Genomic DNA, 25,327 nt, shown 5'->3' on the forward strand with positions numbered 1-25,327 from the left:
CAGTGCTCTCGATGGTGGCGGCGATCCGGCTCGCGAGTACACGACGCGGCGACGCGGTCGCGATGTCGGTCGCGGGTCAGTCCGGCTCGGCACCATGGCCGAGTCGCAGACCTGGCACGACGGACACCAGTACGAGAGCGATCGCGAACGCGAACACGACAGGGAACGAGGAGGACCCGCCGCCCAGTGTCGCCACGGCGAGGCCGGCCAGGGCGACGGAGACCGCCGAGCCCGTGGCGTCGGAGATCGAGAGCGCCGAGGAGTTGAACCCCGCGTTCCCCGATGTGGAGTACGCGAGCGTGAGCACGGTGAGTCGCGGGTAGAGAAGTCCCATTCCTCCGCCGCCGAGCCCCCACCCGATGATGACGACGACGGGAGAGGCCGCTGTGACCGCGGTGAGCAGCACACTGAGGAATGCGACGCCGAGCAGCGTGAGGCTGATGAGGGCGATCCTCCGATTGCCGAGCGCCTCGCCGTACCGTCCCTGCAGGGCGGAGCAGCCGGCCCACGCGAATGCGGCGAGCATGAGCGCGATCCCCGCCCACGTGGGCGTGAAGCCGAACTCGGCCATGAGCAGGTACGGGATGTACGCCTCCGCAGCGAAGAACGCACCGGCGACGAGTCCGCGGATGAGGATCACGCTGGGAAGTCCGTGTCCGGCGCGCAGGACGCCCTTGGGCAGCAGCGGGACCACGGCGACGCCGATCACCGCCACCGCGATCAGTGCGATCGGCCACCCCGCGAGGGGTGGAGCGTCGGCGGCGAGTCCGACCGCGACCGCCCCGCATGCGACGACCACCGCCAGTGCGAGACGGCGGCCGAGGCCGGCGATGCGCCCTTCGCCGCCGCCGAGGTCGAGGGCCCTGAGCCGGACGGCGACCATGATGAAGGCGACGAGCGTGAGGACGGCGACTCCGAGGAACGCCCAGCGCCAGTCGAGGAACTCCGCGACCGCACCGGCCAGGAACGGTCCGATCATGGCCGGCACGACCCACGCCGCGGCGAAGGCCGCGAAGATCCTCCCGTGCAGGTGCGGTGGATAGATGCGGGCGACCACGACGTAGAGGGCGACGGTCTGCCCGCCCGCACCCAGGCCCTGCACGAGGCGGCCGACGAGGAACTGCCCCATGCTGACGGCCAGTCCGGAGATCAGCAGACCGGCGATGAAAAGGGCGACCGCGACGTACAGCGGGCCACGCGGTCCGCGGGCATCCGACCAGGCGCCGCACACCACCATGCCGATGACGCTCGTCGCCAGGGTCCCGGCGAAGGCCACCGCGTACAGCGCCGCACCGTCCAGCGCGGCACTGACGACGGGCATCACCGTCGTCACCGCCAGCGCTTCGATCGCTCCGAGGAAGATCAGTGCGACGGCGCCGAGTGTGACCCAGATACGTTCCCGGTCCCAGATCGAGACCGCGTCGGAACCGCTCACGCGTCACCGAGCGCCGCGATGCGGCGCACGGCCTCGGTGATGATCTCCTCGCTCGTTCCGAAGTTCAGCCGGACGTGCCCCGCGCCTTCCGCGCCGAAGGCGGGTCCGTAGTGCAGCGCGACGCGGGCCTCGCGCAGGATCCGCTTCGCGGGGTTCGCACCCCAGCCGAGGCCGGTGAGGTCGATCCAGGCCAGATACCCGGCGTCGGGCAGACGGTATTGAGCGTCCGGGAGCCGGGCTGCGAGGAGGTCGGCGACGAGGCGGCGGTTCTCGTCGAGCGAGACGAGCAGTCCGTCCAGCCACTCATCGCTCTCCTCGGAGAATGCCGCAGTGGCGGCGAGCATCCCGAACTGCCCTGTGCGCCACTCGACCTCGACGGGCAGCCGACGGAGCAGCCCATCGGTGCGATCGGAGGCCGCCACCATCAGCGCGCATTTCAGGCCGGCGAGATTGAACGCCTTACTGGCGCTGACGACAGCGAAGCCGACCTCTCGAGCGGCGTCGGAGACGGAGAGAAAGGGCGTGAAGCCGCTCCCGGGCTGCGCGAGCGGCGCATGGATCTCATCCGAGACGACGGTGGCGCCGTGCGACGCGGCCAGCTCGGCCAGCGCGGTGAGCGATGCGGCGCTGTGCACCGTGCCGGTGGGGTTGTGCGGGTTGCACAGCAGAATCGCCCTCGCACCGCCCTCGAGCGCGGCGCGGATGCCGTCGAGGTCGAGCTCCCACCGATCGCCGAGGTCACGCAGCGGCACGCGTTCGACGACGGCTCCCGCCTCTTCGACGAGCGCGAAGAAGGGCGGGTAGACCGGCGTCGTGACGACCACGCGGTCTCCGGGTTCGGTGACTCGTCGCAGGATCTCGACGATGCCCATGCTGACGTCTGCGGTCGACCGCATCAGGGTCGGATCCGGACTCCAGCCGTAACGGCGCCGCGCGAAGCCGACGAAGGCGTCCGCCAGCGGCGTCCTCGACGCCACGTATCCGGTGTCCCCGTCCCGCACGGCGCGCTCCAGGGCGCGCGTGACGGCAGGAGCCAACGGGAAGTCGGTCTCCGCGACGAACAACGGCAGGACGTCGGCGGGGTACTCCCGCCACTTCTCGCTCGTCCGCTCGCGGAGCTTCTCGAGAGAAAGCGCCCTGACCGGCGTCGTCACGTCAGATGGCGAAGCCGAGGGCGCGCATCATGTCGCGACCGTCGTCGGTGATGCGCTCAGGACCCCACGGCGGCATCCACACCCAGTTGATCCGGAATCGGTCGACGACCGAGTCCAGCGCCTGGGCCGTCTGCTCCTCGAGCACGTCGGTCAGCGGGCAACCGGCGCTGGTGAGCGTCATGTGAATCACCAGCGCGTCGTTCTCGTCGTCCCATGCGAGGTCGTAGATGAGTCCGAGGTCGACGACGTTGATCCCGAGCTCGGGATCCATCACGTCCTTGAGAGCTTCGGTGACCTCGTCGAACTTCTCCGGGGCAAGAGTGGCGGTCATGCCTTCAGCCTACGCCTCGATGGGCGCTGCGGGGTCGAGGAACCGGTCATAGCCCTCGTCCTCGAGGCGGTCGGCGAGCTCGGGGCCGCCCTCCTCGACGATCTTCCCCGCCACGACGACGTGCACGTAGTCCGGGCGGATGTACCGCAGGATGCGCGTGTAGTGGGTGATGAGCAGCACGCCGAGACCGGTCGCCTCCTTGGCGCGGTTCACGCCCTCGGACACGATCTTCAGCGCGTCGACGTCGAGACCGGAATCGGTCTCGTCGAGGATCGCGAACTTCGGCTTGAGCACCTCGAGCTGGAGGATCTCGTGGCGCTTCTTCTCGCCGCCGGAGAATCCTTCGTTGACGTTGCGCTGAGCGAACTTCGGGTCCATGCGGAGGTTCGTCATGGCGGACTTGACGTCCTTGGTCCAGGAACGGATCGACGGTGCTTCGCCGTCGAGGGCGGTCTTGGCCGTGCGGAGGAAGTTCGTCACCGTGACGCCGGGGATCTCGACCGGGTACTGCATCGCGAGGAACAGGCCGGCGCGCGCACGCTCGTCGACGGACATCTCCAGGACGTCCGCGCCGTCGAAGGTGATGCTGCCGCCGGTGACGGTGTACTTCGGGTGACCGGCGATCGTGTAGGCGAGGGTCGACTTGCCCGAGCCGTTCGGGCCCATGATCGCGTGGGTCTCACCGGTCTTCATGGTGAGGTTGATTCCGTTGAGGATCGGGGTGGCCCCGGCCTCGGTCTCGACCGTTACGTGCAGGTCGCGGATCTCGAGAACAGACATTTCAGACTTCCTTCGTGACGGTCGGATCGATGAGCACGTCGTCGCCGTCGATCTGGACGACGTAGACCGGGACGGGCTCGAAAGCGGGGAGATTCTGCGGCTTGCCGGTGCGCAGCGAGAACGCGGAACCATGCGCCCAGCATTCGAGGGTGTCGCCCTCGACGAATCCTTCGGACAGCGAGATCTCGCCGTGCGTGCAGACGTCGCCGATGGCGTGCACCTCGCCCTCGCCGTCGAGGACGACGGCCATCGGGACGCCGTCGATCTCGACCCGGAGTGCGGTGTCCTGCTCGAGCTCGCTGAGAGCACAGGCGCGCTGCGCGGTCACGCGGTCACCTCCGACAGCTCGGTCTCGATGGCGGAGAGCAGCTCGGTCTCGATCTCGGGGATGCCGAGTCGCTGGACGATGTCGCTGAGGAATCCGAGGACGACGAGGCGACGCGCCTCCTCCTCGGAGATGCCGCGGGCCTGCAGGTAGAACAGCTGCTCGTCGTCGAAGCGACCCGTCGCGCTGGCGTGACCGGCGCCCTGGATGTCGCCGGTCTGGATCTCGAGGTTGGGGATCGAGTCGGCACGCGCGCCCTCGGTGAGGACGAGGTTGCGGTTGGCCTCGTAGGAGTCGGTGCCGGTGGCGTCGGGTCCGATGAGGACGTCGCCGATCCAGACGCTGTGGGCGCTCTCCCCCTGGAGCGCACCCTTGTAGAGGACGTCTCCCGTGGTGTGCGGTCCCTTGTGGTGCAGGTACACCTGGCTCTCGAGGTGCTGTCCGGCGTCCGCGTACGAGAGGCCGTACATGCGACCCTCTGCACCGGCGCCGGCGAGCTCGACGTTCGGGTTCACGCGGACGACGCCACCGCCGAAGCTGATGACGAAGTGCTTGAGGAACGCGTCCTTGTCGACCCGCGCCTGGTGCGAAGCCGCGTGGACCGCGTCGTCATCCCAGCGCTGGACGGAGATGACGGTGAGCCGTGCCCCGGCGCGCGCGATGATCTCGACGTTCTGCGCGTACTGCGCAGAGCCGCGGTGGCGCAGGACCACGGTGGCGGAACTGTTCTCGAGCGCCTCGATGACGATGTGCGCATCGGCGCGACGGTCAGCGCCCTGACCGGTGACGGTGACGAGGATGGGCTCGCCGACCTCCTCGTCGCGCGGGATGCGGACGTGCATCCCCTCGCCTGCGCCCTGCCAGGCGACGGCCGCCACGATGTCCTCCGGGACGAAGAACTCTCCGCGCGGGGCCGAGCCTGTTGCGAGCGGCGCGCCGATGAACCGGTCACCGCTCTCGATGTCGTACGTGACCCCGTCGTTCGCGCCCGCGGGCGTGAACAGACCGGTCAGCTGTGCGACAGGGGTGTGCTTCCAGTTGACCTCGCGGCCGTTCGGGGTGCCGAAGTCCTCCGGTTCGAACGATCGAGGGCGCTCCGAACGGGTCTGGACCGGCACGAAGGCAGGCTCGACCTCGGTGTATGCAGTGGTCATGCTCAGCCGACCGATCCTTCCATGCCCATCTCGATGAGCTTGTTGAGCTCCATCGCGTACTCCATCGGCAGCTCGCGTGCGATCGGCTCGATGAAGCCGCGCACGATCATCGCCATCGCCTCGGTCTCCTCGAGACCACGCGACTGCAGGTAGAAGAGCTGCTCCTCACTGACCTTCGACACCGTCGCCTCGTGTCCGAGCTGCACGTCGTCGACGCGGATGTCGATCGACGGGTAGGTGTCGGATCGCGACTGGGTGTCCACGAGCAGCGCGTCGCAGACGACGGAATTCGCCGAGTGGTGCGCGGCGGGATCCACCCTCACCTCTCCGCGGTATCCGGCACGTCCACCACCACGGGCGATCGACTTCGAGACGATCGACGACTGGGTGTACGGCGCCATGTGGACCATCTTCGCGCCGGCATCCTGGTGCTGGCCCGGGCCCGCGAAGGCCACGGAGAGGGTCTCGCCCTTGGCGTGCTCGCCCATCAGGTAGATCGACGGGTACTTCATCGTCACCTTGGAGCCGATGTTGCCGTCGACCCACTCCATGGTCGCGCCCTCGTGGGCGACCGCGCGCTTGGTGACGAGGTTGTAGACGTTGTTCGACCAGTTCTGGATCGTCGTGTAGCGGACGCGCGCGTTCTTCTTGACGATGATCTCGACGACGGCGGAGTGCAGCGAGTCGGACTTGTAGATCGGGGCGGTGCAGCCCTCGATGTAGTGCACGTAGCTGCCCTCATCGGCGATGATCAGCGTGCGCTCGAACTGCCCCATGTTCTCGGTGTTGATGCGGAAGTACGCCTGCAGGGGGATCTCGACGTGGACGCCCTTGGGGACGTAGACGAACGACCCACCGGACCACACGGCGGTGTTGAGCGCCGCGAACTTGTTGTCTCCGGCGGGGATGACGGTGCCGAAGTACTCCTCGAAGAACTCCGGGTGCTCGCGCAGCGCCGTGTCGGTGTCCATGAAGATCACGCCCTGCTCCTCCAGGTCCTCACGGATCTGGTGGTAGACGACCTCGGACTCGTACTGTGCAGCGACGCCGGCGACGAGGCGCTGACGCTCAGCCTCGGGGATTCCGAGCTTCTCGTAGGTCTCGCGGATCTCGGCGGGGAGGTCCTCCCACGACTGCGCCTGCTTCTCCGTCGAGCGCACGAAGTACTTGATGTTGTCGAAGTCGATCTCGCTGAGGTCCGCACCCCAGGTCGGCATCGGCTTGCGGCCGAACAGCTGGAGTCCCTTGAGTCGGGTCTTCAGCATCCATTCCGGCTCGTCCTTGAGTGACGAGATCCCGCGCACGACGTCCTCAGAGAGGCCTCGCTTCGCGATGGCGCCTGCGGCGTCCTCATCGTGCCAGCCGAATTCGTACACCCCCAGACCGTCGAGCTCCGGGCGGTCGATCAGCACATCCGACATCACACTCTCCTTGCTGGGCCTCAACGGTGTCATCCGCCCCGGCATACGGAACCCCATCGGTTGCGGTGGGATCCGGTGCCGCTGGTGGGCCTCATCACGGACGCGTTCCTCGCGCCTAAACTGTCAGTGGTGCGCCACGCGTCGAGCGCGCGCATCACTACATTCCGATTCTACAGGTTCCCCCTGGCAGCGGGCCGCGTCCGCACGCGCAGGCAGGGACCGGAGGACACATGCCCGAGACCATCGCACCCGGCGCCAGACCGACGCGAGACGACTCAGGGGGCCGACCGCCGGTTGTCCTCGGCCGGCCGCTCCGTGTGCTCGCCTGGCTGTCGTTCCTCGCCGAGGTCATCATCATCGGTACCGGTGGCGCCGTCCGCCTCACCGGCTCAGGACTCGGATGCTCGGACTGGCCGCTGTGCACCCCAGAGTCCCTCGTTCCGATCTACGAGGTCCAGGGCATCCACGGGATCATCGAGTTCGGCAACCGCCTGATGACGGGTGTCGTCGGGCTCCTCGCGATCGCGGTGCTCCTCCTCACTCTGAAGGCCCTCGGGGGCCGTCGTTCCGTGGTCAGCGCACTGTGGTTCGCGCTGGGCGGAATCGTGGCGGGTGCGGCGTTCTTCGCCATCGCGATGCTCTTCGTCGAGGAGGCCTTCCCGTTCTTCACCCTCGGGCTGATCCTCGCGACGATCACCGGCGCGGTGCACTCGCTGCGGATCACACCGCAGCGTCGGGACCTCAGTCTTCTCGCCTGGCTCGTGCTCATCGGCGTCGTCGCCCAGGCGTTCGTCGGCGGGATCACGGTGCTGACCGGTCTGAACCCCTTCATCGTCGGCTTCCACTACGCGACCTCGTTGATCCTCGTGTGCGTCACCGCCGCCTACCTCGTCAGGGCGAGGCAGCAGGGCGGCCAGCGCGTGAGTGTCGTGCCGCGCTGGTTCGCCGTGCTGTCTCACGTGACCGGCCTCGCGCTGGCGGCGACGATCTTCTTCGGGGTGCTCACCACCGGATCCGGACCGCATTCCGGCGACGCCAATGTGATCCGCGACGGATTCGACGCGACCGTGCTCGCCCACGTGCACTCGTGGCCCGGGTACATCCTCGCTGCCCTCGTCGTGACGCTCACGGTGTCGGCGTGGATGCTGCGGCTCCCCCCGCGCCGATGGCTCATCGTGCTCGCGATCGCGATCGTCGTGCAGATCGGCGTCGGGATCTGGCAGGCTCGCGAAGGCCTACCGGAGATCCTCGTCGGCATCCACATGGTGCTCGCATCCCTGTCGGCAGCCGCGTACACCGTCACGGTCCTGAAGCTCAAGCGTCCGGTCGAGTCAGGAGAGGATGCCGTCCGTTCAGCACGCGCATAGCGCACGCAACGCGCCCGCATCAGAACCTCGTGGATGCTGGCGCGCATGAACCAGACGACCCCATCCCTCCCCCGCAGCATCCCGTTCTGGACCCTGTTCCTCGCATCCATCGCCTCACTCGGCGCCGGCGGCTGGACCGTGTGGAGCCATGCGTCGACGATGGAGGCGACGCTTCTGGACGGCACGGCGACCAATGTCGAGGTCTACGTCGGCCAGGCCTGGGTCACGGCGGGAGCAGCGCTCCTGGCGGCAGGCGTCATCGGTGTACTCCTCCTGCTGGCGCTGACCACAATGGTGACGATGCGCGCCAAGCCCGTTCCCTCGGATCGGGATGACCTCGAACCCGCCGAACACGAGGATCCCTCCGCCGCGCGACCGTCGACGACGGCGCCCGGTGAGTCCGCGTCAGACGAGCTGAGCCCGGACGATCAGAACGGCAGCAGCGGGTCGACCGCGACGGCGACGAAGATCAGCGTCAGGTAGGTGATCGATGCGTGGAAGACGCGCATCGGTCGCGGGTTCGAGCCTCGCACCGCCTGGTTGTACAGGCGGTGCGACTCGTAGACGAACCATCCACCGAAGACCAGTGCGGATGCGCTGTACACCAGGCCCATGTCGGCGACGGGGATCAGCAGCAGCGAGCAGGCGACCGTCGCCCACGCATAGAGGATGACCTGCAGACCCACCTGCGATGCGTTGCGCGTCACGCCCAGCATCGGGACATCGGCGCCCTCATAGTCGTCGCGGTACTTCATCGACAGGGGCCAGTAGTGCGCCGGCGTCCACAGGAACACCAGGGCGAACAGCACGATCGCCGGCCACGCGACGTCTCCGGTGACGGCCGACCAGCCGATGACGACGGGGAAGCATCCGGCGATGCCGCCCCAGATGATGTTCTGCTCGGTGCGGCGCTTGAGGATCATCGTGTAGATGACCACGTAGAAGAAGATCGCGGAAACCGACAGGACGGCCGTGAGCCAGTTGGTCGTCAGGAGCAACCAGACGGTGGATGCGACCGCCAGCGTCCACGAGAAGATGAGAGCGGCGCGGGGCGAGACCTCACCGGTGACGATGGGCCGCTTCTCCGTGCGATGCATGTGCGCATCCATGTCACGGTCCAGGTACATGTTGAACGACGCAGCGGATCCGGCGCTCATCGAGCCGCCGATCACGGTGGCCAGCACCAGCCACAGGTTGGGCATGCCGCCCTGGGCGAGGAACATCACCGGCACTGTCGAGACGAGCAGGAGCTCGAGGACGCGGGGCTTCGTGAGTGCGACGTACGCCTTGATCTTGCGGCCGATCGGGCGTGTCACCGCCGTCGTATCGGACATCGTCGAGATATCGATCGCCTCCTCCGCGCACACGCCGACAACCCTCACAGTCTAGTGCAGGCCGACCGCACGCTCGGCCCGGAGCACTACGTCATTTCGTGCCTCCACCTGGCCTCACGACGCTAAGCTGAAGTCCACTCGCGCGCCCGGCGCTGTGCACCTGTCCGTGACGACGCGGATGCGCACGGGAATCGGGCGCCCTCGATAGTTGTTGGAAAGGGCATGACCGTGACCGAACTGCAGTGGGCTGAGATCGATCGACGCGCGGTGGACACCGCGCGAATCCTTGCGGCGGATGCCGTGGAGAAGGTCGGCAACGGTCACCCGGGTACCGCCATGAGCCTCGCGCCCGCCGCGTACCTGCTCTACCAGCGCGTCCTCCGCCACGACCCCACCGACGCGGACTGGCTGGGTCGTGACCGCTTCATCCTCTCTGCCGGGCACTCGTCGCTGACGCAGTACGTGCAGCTGTACCTCGGGGGCTTCGGCCTTGAGCTCGATGACCTCAAGGCGCTGCGCACCTGGGGCTCCAAGACCCCCGGACACCCCGAGTTCGGCCACACCAAGGGCGTCGAGATCACGACCGGTCCCCTCGGCCAGGGCCTCTCCTCCGCTGTCGGCTTCGCATACGCCGCCCGCTACGAGCGCGGCCTGTTCGATCCGGACGCCGCGGCCGGCACGAGCCCGTTCGACCACTTCGTCTACGTGATCGCCGGCGACGGCGACCTGCAGGAGGGCGTCACCAGCGAGGCGGGATCCCTCGCGGGCCACCAGCAGCTGGGCAACCTCATCGCCATCTACGACTCCAACCAGATCTCGATCGAGGACGACACCAACGTCGCCTTCACCGAGGACGTCGCGAAGCGCTACGAGGCGTACGGCTGGCACGTCCAGACCGTCGACTGGAAGAAGACCGGCGAGTACAACGAAGACATCGAGGAGCTGTACTCCGCGATCGAGGCAGCGAAGGGCGAGACGGACAAGCCGTCGCTCATCATCCTGCGCACCATCATCGGCTGGCCCTCGCCCGGCAAGCAGAACACCGGCAAGATCCACGGATCCGCACTGGGCGCCGACGAGCTCGCCGCGACGAAGAAGGTCCTCGGATTCGACCCGGAGCAGTCCTTCGTCGTCGATGACGACATCATCGCCCACACCCGTTCGCTCGCGGACCGTGCCGCCGAGCAGCGCGCCGAATGGCAGAAGTCGTTCGACGCGTGGGCAGAGGCCAACCCGGAGCGCAAGGCGCTGCTGGACCGCGTCGAGGCCCGCGAGCTTCCCGGTGACATCGCGTCCGCTCTCCCCGTCTTCGAGTCCGGCAAGGACGTCTCCACTCGCGCGGCCTCCGGTCAGGTCATCAACGCCCTCGCGGCGGAGCTGCCGGAGCTGTGGGGCGGTTCCGCCGACCTCGCCGAGTCGAACCTGACGACGATCAAGGACGCGGCGTCCTTCATCCCCGCCGAGTGGTCGACGCACGAATGGTCGGGCAACCCCTACGGCCGTGTGCTGCACTTCGGCATCCGCGAGCACGCGATGGGCGCGATCGTGAACGGCATCGTGCTGCACGGCAAGACCCGCGCGTTCGGCGGCACGTTCCTCATCTTCAGCGACTACATGCGCCCCGCAGTGCGACTGGCCGCCCTGATGAACATCCCGAGCCTGTTCGTCTGGACGCACGACTCCGTCGCCCTCGGCGAGGACGGCCCGACGCACCAGCCGATCGAGCAGCTCGCGACGCTCCGCGCCATCCCGAACTTCGCCGTGGTCCGTCCTGCGGACGCGAACGAGACCTCGGTGGTCTGGTTGGAGCTGCTGCGTCGCCACGCCGGCCCGGCCGGTATCGCCCTCACCCGCCAGAACATCCCGGTGTTCGAGCGCGGCGACGGCGCGGCATCCGGTGACACGCTCGCGTCCGCCGAGAACGCCACCAGGGGCGCCTACGTGCTCGCCGAGGCACCCGGCGGCACGCCGGACGTGATCCTCATCGCGACCGGCTCCGAGGTCCAGCTGGCCGTCCAGGCCCGCGAGACCCTGGCGGCAGAGGGCATCAACGCCCGCGTCGTGTCCGCACCGTCGCTGGAGTGGTTCGACGAGCAGTCCGCCGAGTACCGCGAATCGGTGCTCCCGGCATCCGTGACGGCACGCGTCTCGGTCGAGGCCGGTTCGCCGCTCACGTGGCGCGGCATCGTCGGCGACAAGGGGCGCTCGGTCGCCATCGACCACTTCGGCGCCTCCGCCGACTACAAGACCCTGTTCCAGAAGTTCGGCATCACCGCCGAAGCCGTCGTCGAGGCGGCACGCGAGACCATCAAGGAGAACGCATGAGCACCCCCACCTCTCAGCTCCACGACGCCGGAGTCAGCATCTGGCTCGACGACCTCTCGCGGACCCGGATCGATTCCGGCAACCTCGCCGAGCTGATCGAATCGCGCAACATCACCGGCGTGACGACGAACCCAACGATCTTCGCGAACGCGATCACCGACAAGAACAACACCTCCTACGACGCACAGGTGACCGAGCTCGCCGCGTCCGGCGCCAGCGCCGAGGAGGCCGTGTTCGCGGCCACCACGCAGGATGTCGCCGCCGCCCTCGACGTGTTCCGTCCGGTGTGGGAGGCGTCCGGCCACGTGGACGGCCGCGTCTCCATCGAGGTCTCCCCTGACCTCGCCCACGACACGGACGGCACCGTCGCGCAGGCGAAGCAGCTGTGGGCCAAGATCGACCGACCCAACCTGCTCGTCAAGATCCCTGCGACCAAGGCCGGCCTCCCCGCCATCGCGCAGGCGATCGGCGCCGGCATCAGCGTCAACGTGACGCTGATCTTCAGCCTGGAGCGCTACGCCGAGGTCATCGACGCGTACCTCACCGGACTCGAGACCGCGAAGGAAGCCGGGATCGATCTGTCGACGATCCAGTCCGTCGCCTCCTTCTTCGTCTCGCGCGTCGACACGGAGACCGACAAGCGCCTCACCGAGATCGGAACCGACGAGGCACTCGCGCTGAAGAGCAAGGCAGGCCTGGCGAATGCCCGCCTCGCATACGAGCTGTTCGAGAAGACCTTCGCCGGCGACCGCGCCAAGGCGCTGCTCGAGGCAGGCGCGAACCTGCAGCGTCCGCTGTGGGCCTCCACCGGCGTCAAGGACCCGGACCTGCCGGACACCCTCTACGTCACCGAGCTGGTGGCCGACGGCGTCGTGAACACCATGCCGGAGAAGACCCTCGAGGCGACCTTCGACCACGGTGTCATCACCGGCGACACGATCACCGGCGGGTACGAGGAGGCACGCGAGGTCTTCGCGGGACTCGAGAAGGTCGGCGTGGACTTCGCCGACGTCACCGAGGTGCTCGAGGAGGAGGGCGTGGCGAAGTTCATCGACTCCTGGCACGACCTGCTCACCCAGGTCGCCGAGGGTCTCGAGGCGCAGCGATGACGTTCTCCATCCACACTTCCGGGGCGGCCTCGGCCGCCGTCGACGAGACGGTTCCGCGCCTCGTCGGCGACCTCGTCGCCTCCCGCATCACGGCCTTCGACCCCACGCTGTGGGGCCCTGCCGCCGAGGAGGAGGCAGCCAAGCGACTCGGTTGGGTCGAGGCCGTCAGCGTCTCTCGCCCGCTCGTCGACGAGATCGTCGCGCTGCGCGACGAACTCCGGGCGAAGGGCGTCGACCGCGTGGTGCTGGCCGGGATGGGCGGGTCCTCCCTCGCCCCCGAGGTCATCGCCCAGACGGCAGGGGTCCCCCTGACGATCCTCGATTCGACCGCCCCCGGTCAGGTCCTGGCCGCACTCGACGACGATCTCGCGCGGACCGTGCTGGTGGTGTCCTCGAAGTCCGGATCCACCGTCGAGACCGACTCGCAGCGCCGCACGTTCGAGGCGGCCTTCCGCGACATCGGCATCGACCCCCTCGAGCGCATCGTCGTGGTGACCGACCCCGGCTCGCCGCTGGACACGTCGGCCCGCGAGACCGGCTACCGCGTGTTCAACGCCGATCCGAATGTCGGCGGACGCTACTCGGCGCTGACGGCGTTCGGCCTGGTCCCCTCCGGTCTCGCCGGCGTCGACATCGCCGAGCTGCTCGACGAGGCAGAGGCGACCCTCCTCCAGGTCGCCGTCGACCGCGCCGACAACCCCGCGCTGCGCCTCGGCGCGGCGATCGCCGCCACGAACCCCCGTCGCGACAAGCTCGGGCTCGTCACGGACGGCACGCACATCGTCGGACTGCCCGACTGGATCGAGCAGCTGATCGCCGAGTCCACCGGTAAGGACAGCACGGGCATCCTGCCCGTCGTGCTGCTGCCGGTCTCCCCCGAGCTCGAGACGCTCCCGGACGACCTGCAGATCGTCCGCATCGTCGACGACGCGAACGAGTTCCACCTCAGCGAGCGTCATCAGGGTGAGATCCTCGTCAGCGGCTCGCTCGGGGCGAACTTCATCGTCTGGGAGTACGCAACCGCGATCGCCGGCCACCTGCTGGGCATCAACCCGTTCGACCAGCCTGACGTCGAGTCGGCGAAGATCGCCGCCCGAGGTTTGCTGGACGCCCGCCCGGAGCCGACGGCTCCCGCGTTCGTCCAGGACGGCATCGAGGTGCGCGTCTCCGACCCGTCCCTCGCCGAGTCCGGCAACATCGAGGCGGTCCTCGACGCGCTCTGGGCTCGCCTGCCCGAGGACGGCTACGTGTCGATCCAGGCGTATGTGAACCGTCTCGAGCTCCCCCAGCTCATGGGCCTTCGTGAGCTCGTCGCCGCCGACTCCGGGCGACCGACCACGTTCGGCTGGGGCCCGCGCTTCCTGCACTCCACGGGTCAGTACCACAAGGGCGGGCCGGCGCAGGGCGTGTACCTGCAGATCCTGGAGCGCACCGAGGTCGACCTCGAGATCCCCGACCGGCCGTTCACGTTCGGTCAGCTGATCCAGGCGCAGGCCGCAGGGGACGCCGGCGTGCTCGCCGAGCACGGCCGTCCCGTCGTGTCCCTCACCATCACGGACGACTCGGCCGACGTGGTCGCGCTGTTCGAAGCCGCTCAGAAGTAGCCCGACGCCCTCGGGCTCACGCCAGTACAGGAGTACATCCCACCGATGACCGTTCCCGTCTCTCGCGGCCGCAACCCGTTGCGCGACCCCGATGATCGCCGTCTGAATCGCATCGCAGGTCCCAGTGCGCTGGTGATCTTCGGGGTCACGGGCGACCTGTCCCGTAAGAAGCTGATGCCCGCGGTCTACGACCTCGCCAACCGAGGACTGCTGCCCCCAGGGTTCGCGCTCGTCGGCTTCGCGCGTCGCGACTGGGAGGACCAGGACTTCGCTCAGGTCGTCTACGAGGCCGTCAAGGAGCACGCGCGGACGGAGTTCCGCGAGGAGACTTGGAAGCAGCTGCTGCAGGGCATCCGTTTCGTCTCCGGGGAGTTCGACAACCCCGAGTCGTTCGTGAAGCTCCGCGAGACCGTGGAGAAGCTCGACGTCGAACGCGGCACGATGGGGAACCACGCGTATTACCTGTCGATCCCACCGAAGGCCTTCCCGCTCGTCGCGAAGCAGCTGAAGGAATCGGGACTGGTCGGCGAGGACCGCGGCGACGACCAGTGGCGCCGTGTGGTCATCGAGAAGCCGTTCGGTCATGATCTCGACTCCGCGCGGGCGCTCAATGAGGCGCTCGAGGTGGCGTTCCCTGCGGACTCGATCTTCCGCATCGACCACTACCTCGGCAAGGAGACCGTCCAGAACATCCTCGCCCTCCGGTTCGCCAATGCGCTGTACGAACCGATCTGGAACCGGAACTTCGTCGACCACGTGCAGATCACCATGGCCGAGGACATCGGCGTCGGAGGACGAGCCGGGTACTACGACGGGATCGGCGCTGCGCGCGACGTGATCCAGAACCACCTCCTCCAGCTGCTCGCGCTGACCGCGATGGAGGAGCCGATCAGCCTCTCCGCCGAGAACCTGCGCGCCGAGAAGGAGAAGGTGCTGGCGGCCGTGAAGCTGCCGGAGGACCTCTCGCTCGCGACGGCGCGTGGACAGTACGCCGGTGGCTGGCAGGGCGGTCAGCAGGTGGAGGGATTCCTCGACGAGGACGGGATGAACCCCGAATCCGTGACGGAGACCTACGCGGCGATCAAGCTCGAGATCGCGAACCGCCGTTGGGCCGGTGTGCCGTTCTACTTGCGCAGCGGCAAGCGCCTCGGCCGGCGAGTCACCGAGATCGCCGTCGTCTTCCAGCGCGCACCTGAGCACCTGTTCGGTCGCGGCAACGCCGCCGAACTCGGTCAGAACGCCCTCGTCATCCGCGTCCAGCCGGACGAGGGTGTCACGATCCGTTTCGGTTCCAAGGTGCCAGGCACCGGAACCAACGTGCGCGATGTGACGATGGACTTCGGCTACGGGCACGCGTTCACCGAGGCGAGCCCCGAAGCGTACGAACGTCTCATCCTCGACGTCCTCCTCGGCGACCCGCCGCTGTTCCCCCGTCACGAAGAGGTGGAACTGAGCTGGAAGATCCTCGACCCGGTCGAGCAGTACTGGGCCGCCGAGGGCGGTCCGCTGGAGCAGTACGCTCCCGGTTCCTGGGGGCCGGCATCCGCCGACGCCCTCCTTGCCCGTGACGGACGAGTCTGGAGACGCCCATGATCATCGACCTTCCCGACACGACCGTCAGCCAGGTCGCCAAGCAGCTGGTCAAGGTGCGCGAGGAGGGCGGCGCCGTCGCTCTCGGGCGTGTGCTCACCCTCGTCATCGCTGCGCGCAACGGTGTCGCCGAAGAGGCCATCGACGCCGCCAACGACGCATCCCGCGAGCACCCGATGCGGGTGATCGTCCTCACCGTCGGCGACGGCGAGGATCATCTGGACGCGCAGATCCGCATCGGCGGGGACGCCGGTGCGAGCGAGGTCGTCGTCCTTCGGGCGTACGGCTCGGCGGCGAGCAACGCCGAGAGCCTGATCACCGGACTCCTGCTCCCCGATGCCCCTGTCGTGGCTTGGTGGCCGGACGAGGCTCCCACCGATCCGGCGTCCTCGCCGCTCGGCCGCATCGCCCAGCGGCGCATCACGGATGCCGCGACCTCCCCCGACGTCCGCGATCGGCTCTCGCTGCGCGGCAAGACCCACGCTCCCGGCGACACGGACCTCGCATGGACGCGCCTCACGCACTGGCGTGAGCAGCTCGCCGCGGTCCTCGACCAGCCCCCGTTCGAGCCGGTCACGGCCGTCGAGGTGCGGGGAGCGGCGGACTCGCCGTCGACCGCGCTGCTGGCGGCGTGGCTGCGCCTCGCGCTGAAGGTGCAGGTCCACTGGTCCTATGAGGACCCCGCTCACTGGTCGGACGGCATCAAGTCGGTGCGGTTGACCCGTGCGAGCGGCGACATCCTCCTCGAGCGGCCGCAGCCCGGCGTCGCGGTGCTCACCCAGCCCGACCAGCCGGATCACGATCTCGTCCTTCCGCGACGCACCCTGCGGGAGTGCCTGGCCGAAGAGCTGCGTCGTCTGGATCCGGATGTGCTCTACGGACGCGTCATCACGGACGGTTGGGAGCAGCTCGGTCCGCCCGAGAAGGTAGCGTAAACGCATGGAAGCACCGTCCCGCGAGAAGGTCGTCGTCATCGATCCGTCCCCGGGAGCCGTGGCGCAGCGCGTCGCCGATCGGTTCCTCAGTCGTGTCATGGCACGTACCCGCAATGGGAGGATCGCACACATCGCCCTCCCTGGCGGGTCGACGGGCGGCACCGTGCTCGAGGCGGCGTCGCGGCACCCCGGCATCGCGGACGTGGACTGGTCCCTCGTGCACTTCTGGTGGGGCGACGAGCGCTTCGTGCCCCATGATGACCCGGAGCGCAACGCACGACAGTCGAGAGCGGCCTTCCTGGACCACATCGACGTGCCGGCGGAGAACGTGCACGAGATCGCCGCGTCCGACAGCGGCCTCACGCTCGACGAAGCCGCGGCGGCATACGCGGCCGAGCTCGCGCGCTTCGGCGCCAAGGGCGAGGCATGGCCGTCGTTCGCGGTCTGCTTCCTCGGCGTCGGAACGGACGGTCATGTCGCCTCCCTGTTCCCCGACCGCGTGGAGGTGACCGTCACCGATGCGGCCGCGCTTCCGGTGCGAGACGCCCCAAAGCCGCCGGCAGAGCGCATCACGCTGACGCGCCCCGTGATCAATTCGGCCAAGCGCGTGTGGCTGGTGCTCACCGGGGCGGACAAGGCCTCGGCGCTCGGGCTGGCTCTCGCCGGAGCGAGCTACCCGACCGTGCCGGTCGCCGGCGCCAAGGGCCGCAAGCGCACGGTCTTCTTCGTCGATGAAGCCGCCGCGGCCGAGGTCTCCGAGGACCTCATCGATCAGAACTACTGAGCGGACCCGGAATCATCCCGCGGGGTCGTGCCGCTCGCGGTGTTCTCCGCGTCCGCCGCACTGTCGCTTCCTCGGGCGATGCCGAGTTCCTGGCTCTCACTGAGCACCTGCGGGTGGTGTCGAGCGAGCCCGACGACTCCCCACACGGCGACGGCGCCGATGACCACGAAGGCGATCAGTGCCCAGAACGGGGCCGCTGCGGCCTCGCCGAGGACGACGATGCCGATGACGACCGCGACGATGGGATCGACGACGGTGAGCCCGGCGATGACGAGGTCGGGCGGTCCTGAGCTGTATGCCGTCTGCACGAAGTACGCACCCACCGCAGCAGCCGCGATCAGCGCGATGACGCAGACGAGCGTCAGCCAGTCGAAGTTCTCCGCCTGGATGCGCTTGATGATCACCTTCGCGAGCGTGGCGACGAACCCGTAGAGGATGCCGGCGCCGATGATGTAGAACAGCGCCCGCATGCGGTGCCGGAGGATGAGCCAGCACGCTCCGAGGACGATGATCACGACGAGGAGGGTCGTGAGGATGACGAACAGTTTGTCCGTCGTCACCTCCTTCTCCGTCGCATAGATCGCCGCGAGGAAGACGAACAGGAAGATCCCGCCGACGCAGGCGACGATCGATGTGATCGACTTCTTCGTCGGCGTGTGCCCCGAGACGTGCGCGTTGAGGAGTGTGGTGATCACGAGCGCGATCGCGCCGAGCGGCTGCACGACGATGAGCGGCGCGATCGCCAGCGCCGCGAGCTGACAGACGATCGCCAGCCCGAGCATGAGCGTGCCGAGGAGCCAGGAGGGCCGGGTCAGCAGCGCCTTGATCTGCGAACCGTTCAGCCCCGACGCGCCCTTGGCACCGCTGAGCCGCTCGACCTTGGTCACGCCGCGGTGCTGGTACTGCGCGCCGAGGGACATGAACACCGCGCCGGCGAGGGCGAGCGGGATGCCCAACAGCAGCGCCGGGTTCTGGAATGCCCCGACCAGCTGATCGCTGACCTCTTCGACGGACATCCATACTCCGGGGCTCACACTGAAACCTTACCGGCCCGCCGACGGCAAGTAGGGTTGTGGCGTGGCTGTTCTTCCGATTCGCATCATGGGCGATCCTGTCCTGCACTCCCCCGCATCCGAGGTCGCTGAGATCGACGACGAGATACGCCGTCTCGTCGCCGACATGTTCGAGACCATGGATGCCGCTCCCGGCGTCGGCCTTGCGGCCCCGCAGGTCGGTCATGCGCTCCGCATCTACACGTATGCGTACGTCGACGACGACGACCGCCCCTGGCGCGGTGTCATCATCAACCCGGTGCTGTGGATGTCGCCGCCCGAGCCCGGCGCCCCTGACCCGGAGGAAGAGTCCGAAGGGTGCCTCTCGTTCCCCGGCGAGCGGTTCCCGCTGCGTCGCGCCGATCGCGTCCTCGTCACCGGGATCGACCTCGAGGGCGCACCGGTGCGCATCGAGGTCGACGGCTGGCGCGCGCGCATCATGCAGCACGAGTTCGATCACCTCGACGGCATCCTCTACATCGACCGCCTCTCGGACGGCGACTGGAAGACGGCACAGAAGATCGCCCGCAAGCGCGGGTGGGGCCGCACCAGTTCGAGCTGGATGCCGGGTGTCGACGATCTCGAGGGATAGATAGGATTGCGCACGCCGACGCCACGAGTCGGCTGCGATCACCGGAGGAGAACACGATCATGATCACCACGCGCACGACGCGCACACTCGCGCTGGCAGGGACCGCGGTCGCCCTGACCGTCGCGCTCAGCGGATGCAACGTCCTCGGTGGCAGCAACGACGCGCAGCGCGACGAGGAGGGGAACGTCACGGAGGGCTCGAACATCGACGTCTTCTCCCTGCAGGTCGGCGACTGCATGCCGGAGGCAGACACCACAGGGGAGATCACGGATCTCGACGTCGTGCCCTGCTCCGAGCCGCACACCGACGAGGTCTTCTACGAGTTCGAACTCACGGGGGACGAGCTGCCGAGCGAGGACGAGATCACCGCCGAGGTCGAGGCCCAGTGCGTCCCGGCCTTCTCGGAGTTCGTCGGCACCGACTACTACGAGTCGACCCTGGACTTCTGGTGGATGACCCCCACCGAGGAGACCTGGACGCAGGCGAACGATCGCCTCGTGCAGTGCATCGTCTACGAACCCGACGAGGCCGGTACCGGCTCGGTCGAACTCACCGAATCCCTCGAGGGCGCCGCGCGCTGATCCCACAGGGAACGGCGAAACCCCCAGGACTTCGTGAAGTCCTGGGGGTTTTTTGCTCCCCCGGTTGGACTCGAACCAACAACCTGCCGGTTAACAGCCGGCTGCTCTGCCAATTGAGCTACAGGGGATCATGCCTCGTCGCCGAGGCAACTCCACAATCCTAGCAAACTCCCACGGGTGCTCGTCACATCGGCGAGGCCCGTCGGGCGTGTCTCACGCGTTCACCACCCCGGGGAATCCGCCTCCGCGTTCGGGACCCAGAGAAGGTCCTTGCCGACACCGCGCGCCACGACGTGACCACCGCGCAGCATGAGGGTCTCCGCGTTGAGTTCGCGGATGAAGGCGGCGTCGTTCGTGACGAGGAGCGCGCCCATCCCGTCCTCCTTCCGGCGCCGGGTGATCGCGTCGAACACCACCGGCCGCACCTCCAGGTCGAGGTTCGCCAGCGGCTCATCGGCGATGAGCACCCTGGGCTCCAGCACGAACGACCGGGCGATCGCCACGCGCTGACGCATGCCGGCGCTGAGCTCGTACGGGAACTTCGCCGCTGTTCCCAGCGGCAGGTGCATCTCGTCGAGCAGCGTGGCGACACGGATGGACAGCGCCCTGGTGTTCACCCGCTTCTCCCGGATGAGGATCGGTTCGGCGATGACGTCGCTGACGGTCAGGGTGGGCGGCAGATCGGCGCCGGCGCCCTGCGGGATGTACCCCGTACGGTAGGTGAGTTCGCGATGACGGCGTCCCGGCTTGCGCACGTTGACGCCGCAGACCTCCGCCCGCCCTCCGGCGATGCGCACGGAGGGGTCCGTCGCTCCGGCGAGGGCCGCGACGAGCGTGGATTTCCCTGATCCGGTCGGACCGGCGACACAGATCAGCTCCCCGGGCGGCAATGCGAAGGTCACACCGTCGACGGCGCGCGTCGGCGCACTGTGACCGATCCGATCGATGACGAGATCGGAGCAGTCGATCAGGTGAGTGGAGGGGGGCTTTCGGGGCATGATCCCATCCTCCCCCGCGGCGGGAATCTGCGGGGGTTACGACTCGGCGAACCGCTGACGCTCCCCGTCGATGTCGCGCAGGCGAACGCGCAGGGCGCGTCCGCCGTCGGAGTCCGCCGGGACGCGCTGGATCGCGCCGAGCAACTCCTGCTTCTCGCGCTCCAGGCTGCGGACGATCATGCGGCGGCACAGGTCGGCGGTGGAGGCCACCGCCCCCGCCTCGTCCTTCGCAGGGAACGGACTCATGAGGAGCTCACCGGCGAGCGTCCGGTACGGCTCGCGCACGGCGTTGACGGCATCCATCGCCCAACCGGCCCTCGTCCTGTCGGGGACGGCCGCGATCGTCTCGCGGATCGCCTCGAGCGCCGGATGCCGGAACGGCGCTCCGAGTGCCCGGGACAGCATCGCCTGATCGACCTGGTGACCGTACTGCAGCGCGCCCATGATCATGCCCCGCTCCATGGCCACGTCGGCCGTGCGCGGCAGGCTCGCCAGCGTGACAGCCGGGATGCCACCCGGTTCCGGCGCCGGCGCACCCTGGGCCTTCTCAGGCTGTCTCTGACCGGTCGTCGCGGCCCCGCGCGCAGCGCGCTCCACTTCGGCGCGCACCTCGGTCGGGTCCATGCCGAGGCGGCGCGCCAGCACACGCTCATAACCGGGACGGATCAGCCGGTCGCGGATCTCCGCGACGATGGGCGCCGCCGCTCGCAGCGCGCCGACCTGCCCCTCGACCGTCGCCAGGTCGAAGCCCGCCAGCTTGCGGTCGATCGCGAACTCGAACATCGGCACCTTGGCGTCCATGAGGCCCCGCACCGCGGCATCTCCTCGCTGCAGGCGAAGATCGCACGGGTCGAGTCCGTTCGGGGCCACGGCGACGAACGTCTGCGCGTTGAACCGGTCGTCCTCGCTGAAGGCGCGCAGCGCGGCCTTCTGCCCCGCCTCGTCACCGTCGAACGTGAAGACGACCTCGCCGGAACTGGAATCGTCGCCCATCACCCGGCGGAGCACCTTGATGTGCTCCGGCCCGAACGCCGTGCCACAGGTGGCGATCGCCGTCGTCACGCCCGCGAGGTGGCAGGCCATCACGTCGGTGTACCCCTCGACGACGACGACCCGACGAGGGTCGCCGCGGGAGATGTCACGCTTGGCGAGGTCGAGCCCGTAGAGCACCTGGGCCTTCTTGTAGATGATCGTCTCAGGGGTGTTGAGGTACTTCGGCCCCTGGTCGTCGTCGAACAGCTTCCGCGCGCCGAAGCCGATCGTCTGACCGGTCACGTCGCGGATCGGCCAGACAAGTCGACCGCGGAACCGGTCGTATACACCGCGGTGGCCCTGCGAGACGAGCCCCGCGGCGAGCAACTCGTCGCGGGTGAACCCCTGGGCGGTGAGAGCCTTGAGCATGCCGTCCCAGCCGCGAGGCGCGAATCCCACTCCGAAGTGCGCGGCCGCTCCCGCGTCGAACCCGCGCTCACCGAGGAAGCGCCGCCCCGTCTCGGCGTCCGCGCTCAGCAGCTGGCTGCGGAAGAACTCCGCCGCTGCCGTGTTCGCGGCGTACAGGCGACTGCGCCCGCTCGTCTCCGGTGCCGCTCCCCCGTCCTCGTAGTGCAGGGTGTAACCGAGCCGTCCGGCCAGGCGCTCGACGGCTTCGGTGAAGCTGACGTGATCCATCGCACGCAGGAAGGAGTACACGTCGCCCGACTCGCCGCATCCGAAGCAGTGGTAGAACCCCACTTGCGGTCGCACGTGGAAGCTCGGACTCTTCTCATCGTGGAACGGGCACAGCCCCTTGAGCGATCCGACGCCGGCGGACTTCAGCGCGACGCGCTCTCCGACGATGTCGCCGATGTTGGTCCGCGCCTTGACCTCGTCGACGTCGGCCTGTCTGATGCGAGGCATCAGCGGGCCCCTTCGGTGAGACGGACAGGATGCTGCGTGCGAGTCCGCTGGGTCGAACGCGCGGTGCGCGGCGTCCAGATCCCGACCTCCGCCGGATCGATGTCTCCGACAAGCCGGTTGTGCCAGTCCAGGGCCGTCTGGTCCGTGAGGCTGGCGATCTGGTCCACCACCACTCGGGCGCGCACGGCATCGGTGTCTGCGGCGAGGAAGTCCGCGGCGAATGCCGGCTCCAGCACATCAGCGCCCGCGTTCCACAGCGCATCCGTCGACCAGAGCGCGTCGGCGAGACGTGTGAGGACCCTGCGCTGCTCCTTGTAGACGCCCTTGCGGGCGTCGATGGTGACGATGGCCTGCCCCATGATGCCCTTGAGGACCGCGATCTCCGCCTCGACGACACGGGGGACGACGACGTGGGCGTTGTACCGGACCAGCGACGGGCCGTCGTAGGTCTCTCTCGTCGCCGTCACCGCTGCACGCGCGAAACGGCCGATGAGGTCACTGGTGAGGTTCTTGAGACGCGCGAGATCCTGGCGGGAGCGATCGAACGAGGTGAGCCACATCGACTGCCGCGTGAGACGGTACAGCGCGTCGGCCAGCTCGTCCCGTGTGAAGTCGTATCCGACCCACTGCTGGATCCGACTGACCAGTGCCTGGTGCTCAGCGGGATCGGACAGCTGCGCCACGTCGAGGTAGCCGTTGACGATCGCGTCCTCGAAGTCGTGCACGGAGTAGCCGATGTCGTCCGAGAGGTCCATGATCTCGGCCTCGATGCACCGCAGCCGCCCGGGTGCGCCGTCGCGCATCCAGCGGAACACCGCCTCATCCTCCGGGTACACGCCGAACTTCAGGCGGCCACCGGGGTCGGGGACGGGGCTGTCGACCGTCCAGGGGTACTTGCACGTGGCGTCGAGGCTCGCCCTGGTGAGGTTGAGTCCGACCGAGCGACCGTCGTCATCGAGGACCTTGGCCTCGAGCCGGGTGAGGATGCGCAGCGACTGCGCGTTTCCCTCGAACCCGCCGATGGGCTCTGCCCATTCGTTCAGGGCCCGCTCGCCGTTGTGGCCGAACGGCGGGTGACCGAGGTCGTGGCTCAGGCATGCGGTGTCGACGACGTCCGCCGAGACACCGAGTGCCCCGGCCAGTTCGCGTCCGACCTGCGCGACCTCCAGCGAATGGGTGAGGCGGTTGCGGGCGAAGTCCGCGGTGCTCGCAGGGCTCAGGACCTGCGTCTTCGCCGCGAGGCGACGCAGCGCCGCGGAGTGCAGCACCCGGGCGCGGTCACGGGCGAAGTCGTCGCGTTCCGATCGGTGAGTCTGTGTGACGAAGCGTTCGGCGTCGTGCGGCTCGTACCCGGGCACGCCGACCCAGGACGCGTCAGCCACCACTGTTCTCGATCTCCGCTCCGCGCAGCATCTCGCCGGTGCTCGCCTCGACGTCGCGCGTCTCCAGCCACTTGTCCGGCAGTGCAGGACGCTTCGGGCGTCCGGACCGGCCGCGCTGCCCCTCCGCCCCCTCGCCGGGATACGGCGCGTCACGGTCGAGCTGCCCGAGGAGCTCGTCGATGTGCGCGAGGCTCTGCGCGGTCGCGAGACCCGTACGGATCTCACTCCCGACCGGGTAGCCCTTGAAGTACCAGGCGACGTGCTTGCGGATGTCGCGGCATCCGTGGTCCTCATCGTCGAAGAACTCGACGAGCAGCTCGGCGTGACGGCGGAAGGCGTCGGCGACGAAACCGAGTGTGGCATCGACGTCCGGTGCCTCCGCACCGAAGGCGGCGGCGAGGTCTCCGAACAGCCAGGGCCGACCGAGGCAGCCGCGGCCGACGACGACGCCGTCGCAGTCGGTCTCGGCCATCATGCGGACGGCGTCCTCGGCCGCCCAGATGTCTCCGTTGCCGAGCACCGGGATGCCCGTGACGGCCTGCTTCAGCTCACCGATCGCGTTCCAGTCGGCGTGACCGGAGTAGAACTCGCTGGCGGTACGGGCGTGCAGAGCGACGGCGGCCGCACCGGCGTCTTCTGCGGCGCGTCCGGCATCGAGGAACGTGAGGTGGTCGGGGTCGATGCCCTTGCGCATCTTGACGGTGAGCGGCAGCGGGCCGGCGGCCTTGACGGCCTGCTCGACGATGTCGGCGAAGAGCTTCGTCTTCCACGGCAGCGCGGCACCGCCGCCCTTGCGGGTGACCTTGGGGACGGGGCATCCGAAGTTCAGGTCGATGTGGTCGGCGTGGTCCTCTGCGACGATGATGCGCACGGCCTCGGCGATGGTGCCGGGGTCGACGCCGTACAGCTGGATCGAGCGCGGCGTCTCGGACTCATGATGACGGATGAGGCGCATGGTCGTGTCGTTGCGTTCCACGAGAGCGCGCGACGTGATCATCTCACTGACGTAGAGGCCGGCGCCGTACTCGCGACACAGTCGACGGAACGCCGTGTTCGTGATCCCGGCCATCGGGGCGAGGACGACCGGCACGTCGAGTTCGATCGGGCCGATGCGCAGTGCGCGTGCGGGTGCGGGAGCGATAGTCATGTCCTCTCCATTCTCCCACCCTCTCCGCACC

General features: G+C 68.4%; 23 protein-coding genes and 1 tRNA gene. 10 read left to right on the forward strand and 14 right to left on the reverse strand.

Features of this window, described 5'->3' with window-relative positions; translation table 11 throughout:
* Positions 1–76: 76 nt before the first annotated feature.
* Genes HD600_RS14265 through sufB form a run of 7 tightly spaced genes read right to left on the reverse strand, consistent with a single transcriptional unit; the run spans position 77 to position 6,600 of the window.
* Positions 77–1,435 (reverse strand): MFS transporter, encoded by a 1,359-nt coding sequence (locus HD600_RS14265; protein WP_144796383.1) that lies wholly within the window; start codon positions 1,433–1,435, stop codon positions 77–79.
* Entirely contained in the window at positions 1,432–2,589 is a 1,158-nt protein-coding gene (locus HD600_RS14270) for an aminotransferase class I/II-fold pyridoxal phosphate-dependent enzyme (protein WP_184284443.1), read from the reverse strand. The genes HD600_RS14265 and HD600_RS14270 overlap by 4 nt, the downstream gene beginning before the upstream one ends.
* Position 2,590: 1 nt before the next feature.
* The gene (locus HD600_RS14275) at positions 2,591–2,920 is read right to left on the reverse strand and encodes a metal-sulfur cluster assembly factor (protein WP_144796387.1); all 330 of its coding nucleotides are present in this window, start codon (positions 2,918–2,920) and stop codon (positions 2,591–2,593) included.
* 9 nt (positions 2,921–2,929) lie between these two features.
* On the reverse strand, positions 2,930–3,700 hold the full coding sequence (sufC, locus tag HD600_RS14280; RefSeq protein ID WP_144796389.1) for a Fe-S cluster assembly ATPase SufC: 771 nt from the start codon (positions 3,698–3,700) through the stop codon (positions 2,930–2,932).
* A 1-nt stretch (position 3,701) separates the two neighbouring features.
* Entirely contained in the window at positions 3,702–4,028 is a 327-nt protein-coding gene (locus tag HD600_RS14285; protein WP_144796391.1) for a non-heme iron oxygenase ferredoxin subunit, read from the reverse strand.
* A complete protein-coding gene (gene sufD, locus HD600_RS14290) occupies positions 4,025–5,179 on the reverse strand; it encodes a Fe-S cluster assembly protein SufD (RefSeq protein WP_184284445.1) in 1,155 nt (384 codons plus the stop codon). Before sufD ends, HD600_RS14285 begins: the two co-directional genes overlap by 4 nt.
* 2 nt (positions 5,180–5,181) lie before the next feature.
* The gene (gene sufB, locus HD600_RS14295; RefSeq protein WP_144796395.1) at positions 5,182–6,600 is read right to left on the reverse strand and encodes a Fe-S cluster assembly protein SufB; all 1,419 of its coding nucleotides are present in this window, start codon (positions 6,598–6,600) and stop codon (positions 5,182–5,184) included.
* Between the two features lie 230 nt (positions 6,601–6,830).
* On the opposite strand from sufB, the gene HD600_RS14300 reads away from it, so the two are divergent.
* Positions 6,831–7,967: a COX15/CtaA family protein gene (locus HD600_RS14300; protein ID WP_184284447.1), complete on the forward strand. Its 1,137-nt coding sequence runs from the start codon at positions 6,831–6,833 to the stop codon at positions 7,965–7,967.
* A 45-nt stretch (positions 7,968–8,012) separates the two neighbouring features.
* Positions 8,013–8,450, forward strand: coding sequence for a dinucleotide-utilizing enzyme (locus tag HD600_RS14305; protein WP_184284449.1), 438 nt, complete (start codon positions 8,013–8,015; stop codon positions 8,448–8,450).
* Here HD600_RS14305 and HD600_RS14310 read toward each other — a convergent pair.
* A complete protein-coding gene (locus HD600_RS14310; protein WP_184284451.1) occupies positions 8,396–9,301 on the reverse strand; it encodes a heme o synthase in 906 nt (301 codons plus the stop codon). The two genes, HD600_RS14305 and HD600_RS14310, sit on opposite strands and share 55 nt — an antisense overlap.
* Before the next feature lie 222 nt (positions 9,302–9,523).
* Here HD600_RS14310 and tkt point away from each other — a divergent pair, with 222 nt between their 5' ends.
* From tkt to pgl, 6 genes are read left to right on the forward strand one after another with little or no spacing between them, the layout of a single operon-like run.
* Positions 9,524–11,626 carry a transketolase gene (gene tkt / locus HD600_RS14315; protein WP_206705747.1) on the forward strand — a complete coding sequence of 701 codons (2,103 nt, stop codon included), beginning with the start codon at positions 9,524–9,526 and terminating at the stop codon, positions 11,624–11,626.
* A complete protein-coding gene (gene tal / locus HD600_RS14320) occupies positions 11,623–12,735 on the forward strand; it encodes a transaldolase (RefSeq protein WP_144796401.1) in 1,113 nt (370 codons plus the stop codon). The genes tkt and tal overlap by 4 nt, the downstream gene beginning before the upstream one ends.
* Positions 12,732–14,339 carry a glucose-6-phosphate isomerase gene (locus HD600_RS14325; protein ID WP_144796403.1) on the forward strand — a complete coding sequence of 536 codons (1,608 nt, stop codon included), beginning with the start codon at positions 12,732–12,734 and terminating at the stop codon, positions 14,337–14,339. The genes tal and HD600_RS14325 overlap by 4 nt, the downstream gene beginning before the upstream one ends.
* Before the next feature lie 45 nt (positions 14,340–14,384).
* Entirely contained in the window at positions 14,385–15,932 is a 1,548-nt protein-coding gene (zwf, locus tag HD600_RS14330; protein ID WP_184284453.1) for a glucose-6-phosphate dehydrogenase, read from the forward strand.
* Complete coding sequence (locus tag HD600_RS14335; RefSeq protein WP_144796407.1) at positions 15,929–16,864, forward strand: glucose-6-phosphate dehydrogenase assembly protein OpcA; 936 nt, start codon at positions 15,929–15,931, stop codon at positions 16,862–16,864. Before zwf ends, HD600_RS14335 begins: the two co-directional genes overlap by 4 nt.
* A gap of 4 nt (positions 16,865–16,868) precedes the next feature.
* Positions 16,869–17,648, forward strand: a complete 780-nt coding sequence (gene pgl, locus HD600_RS14340; protein WP_144796409.1) for a 6-phosphogluconolactonase — start codon at positions 16,869–16,871, stop codon at positions 17,646–17,648.
* Here pgl and HD600_RS14345 read toward each other — a convergent pair.
* Positions 17,642–18,664 (reverse strand): DMT family transporter, encoded by a 1,023-nt coding sequence (locus HD600_RS14345; protein WP_184284871.1) that lies wholly within the window; start codon positions 18,662–18,664, stop codon positions 17,642–17,644. The genes pgl and HD600_RS14345 overlap by 7 nt on opposite strands.
* A gap of 61 nt (positions 18,665–18,725) precedes the next feature.
* On the opposite strand from HD600_RS14345, the gene def reads away from it, so the two are divergent.
* Positions 18,726–19,292, forward strand: a complete 567-nt coding sequence (gene def / locus HD600_RS14350) for a peptide deformylase (protein WP_144796410.1) — start codon at positions 18,726–18,728, stop codon at positions 19,290–19,292.
* A 59-nt stretch (positions 19,293–19,351) separates the two neighbouring features.
* The gene (locus HD600_RS14355) at positions 19,352–19,873 is read left to right on the forward strand and encodes a septum formation family protein (protein WP_184284455.1); all 522 of its coding nucleotides are present in this window, start codon (positions 19,352–19,354) and stop codon (positions 19,871–19,873) included.
* Between the two features lie 55 nt (positions 19,874–19,928).
* Here HD600_RS14355 and HD600_RS14360 read toward each other — a convergent pair.
* The 5 genes from HD600_RS14360 to dusB all read right to left on the reverse strand — a co-directional run bounded on the left by HD600_RS14360 (position 19,929) and on the right by dusB (position 25,296).
* A tRNA-Asn gene (locus tag HD600_RS14360) sits at positions 19,929–20,001 on the reverse strand.
* A 93-nt stretch (positions 20,002–20,094) separates the two neighbouring features.
* The gene (locus HD600_RS14365; RefSeq protein ID WP_184284457.1) at positions 20,095–20,871 is read right to left on the reverse strand and encodes an ATP-binding cassette domain-containing protein; all 777 of its coding nucleotides are present in this window, start codon (positions 20,869–20,871) and stop codon (positions 20,095–20,097) included.
* 36 nt (positions 20,872–20,907) lie between these two features.
* Entirely contained in the window at positions 20,908–22,767 is a 1,860-nt protein-coding gene (gene dnaG / locus HD600_RS14370) for a DNA primase (RefSeq protein ID WP_184284459.1), read from the reverse strand.
* On the reverse strand, positions 22,767–24,152 hold the full coding sequence (locus tag HD600_RS14375) for a deoxyguanosinetriphosphate triphosphohydrolase (protein WP_184284461.1): 1,386 nt from the start codon (positions 24,150–24,152) through the stop codon (positions 22,767–22,769). Before HD600_RS14375 ends, dnaG begins: the two co-directional genes overlap by 1 nt.
* A complete protein-coding gene (gene dusB, locus HD600_RS14380) occupies positions 24,142–25,296 on the reverse strand; it encodes a tRNA dihydrouridine synthase DusB (RefSeq protein ID WP_144796420.1) in 1,155 nt (384 codons plus the stop codon). The genes HD600_RS14375 and dusB overlap by 11 nt, the downstream gene beginning before the upstream one ends.
* Between the last annotated feature and the right edge of the window lie 31 nt (positions 25,297–25,327).

Source organism: Microbacterium ginsengiterrae, from assembly GCF_014205075.1.
GTDB lineage: Bacteria > Actinomycetota > Actinomycetes > Actinomycetales > Microbacteriaceae > Microbacterium > Microbacterium ginsengiterrae.